The organism is Streptomyces sp. NPDC060209, from assembly GCF_042728155.1.
GTDB lineage: Bacteria > Actinomycetota > Actinomycetes > Streptomycetales > Streptomycetaceae > Streptomyces.
In genome coordinates this window covers 1-1,222 of the sequence record NZ_JBHWZS010000583.1, presented here as the reverse complement: position 1 = coordinate 1,222, position 1,222 = coordinate 1, and the positions used below count along the sequence as shown (strand labels likewise).

General features: G+C 68.6%; 2 protein-coding genes. One reads left to right on the top strand and one right to left on the bottom strand.

Annotated features, from left to right (window positions below; genetic code table 11):
- On the bottom strand, nucleotides 1–467 hold a 467-nt coding region (locus ACFWFI_RS42720), incomplete at its 3' end, for a protein kinase domain-containing protein (protein ID WP_387401380.1).
- A 294-nt stretch (nucleotides 468–761) separates the two neighbouring features.
- Between ACFWFI_RS42720 and ACFWFI_RS42715 the strand changes: the two genes are divergently transcribed.
- The coding region (locus ACFWFI_RS42715; protein ID WP_387401378.1) for a protein kinase domain-containing protein at nucleotides 762–1,222 on the top strand (461 nt) is incomplete at its 3' end.

Sequence of the window (1,222 nt, the reverse complement as noted above, 5' to 3'; positions counted from 1 at the left end):
CGGTGCACGATGCCGTGCTGGTGGGAGTACGCCAGGGCTTCCAGGACGCCCGAGACGATGATCAGCGCCTGCTCGGGCGGCGGGGCCTCGGCCTCGAGCAGCAGATCGCGGATGGTGTTGCCCTCGACGAGCTCCATCACGATGTACGGCACGGTCGACCCGCCCACGACGTCCTCGCCGGAGTCGTACACGGCGACGATCGCATGGTGGTTCAGCCCCGCGACCGACTGCGCCTCCCGCGTGAAGCGGGCCTTGGACACCGGGTCCTCGGCAAGATCGGAACGGAGCAGTTTCACCGCCACCGTGCGCCCCAGACGGACGTCCTCCGCGGCGTAGACCTCGGCCATGCCGCCGCGGCCGAGCCGGTGGGTCATGCGGTAACGGCCGTCCCCGACCACACCGCCGACACCCCAGGAGTCGGTGCCATCCGAAACTCCGCCGCCGTTTGCTTCGGATTCGGGTGCCATCAGTCCTCGCCGTCGTTTCTGTCCGCGCGTCCGCGGGTTCTCACGGTGCTCTGCTGCATTGCCACGTCACGCTACAGCCTCTGCCCGACACACCGGTTTTCAGAGTGACGGGCCATCCAATCGGCTCGCGCGCCGTCCGCGCAAATTCCATGCGCTTCCTGTAACGCTTCCGAGACGCTTCTTGTGCGTAGGGTCACGGAACGGGCACCCGGCTTGACGTGTCGTACCCCTCGGGCAGACTTGGCGCGTAACAGGGATGATCGCGTCCGTCGGGCGCCGAGGGGGATGCAAGTCATGAGCCACGACGGCGCACAGGGGCGGTATGCGGGCGGTTCTGTGGCCGGCGGCCGCTACCAGCTGCGCGACCTGCTCGGTGAGGGCGGCATGGCGTCCGTCTACCTCGCGTACGACTCCGCCCTGGACCGGCAGGTCGCGATCAAGACGCTGCACACGGAGCTGGGGCGCGAGCAGTCCTTCCGCGAGCGCTTCCGGCGCGAGGCGCAGGCCGTCGCCAAGCTGCAGCACACCAACATCGTCTCGGTCTTCGACACGGGCGAGGACGAGCTCGGCGGCGCGCTGATGCCGTACATCGTCATGGAGTACGTCGAGGGCCAGCCGCTCGGCTCCGTGCTCCAGGCGGACATCCAGCAGTACGGCGCCATGCCTGCCGACAAGGCCCTCAAGGTGACGGCCGATGTGCTCGCCGCCCTGGAGACCAGCCACGAGATGGGCCTCGTCCACCGCGACATCAAGCC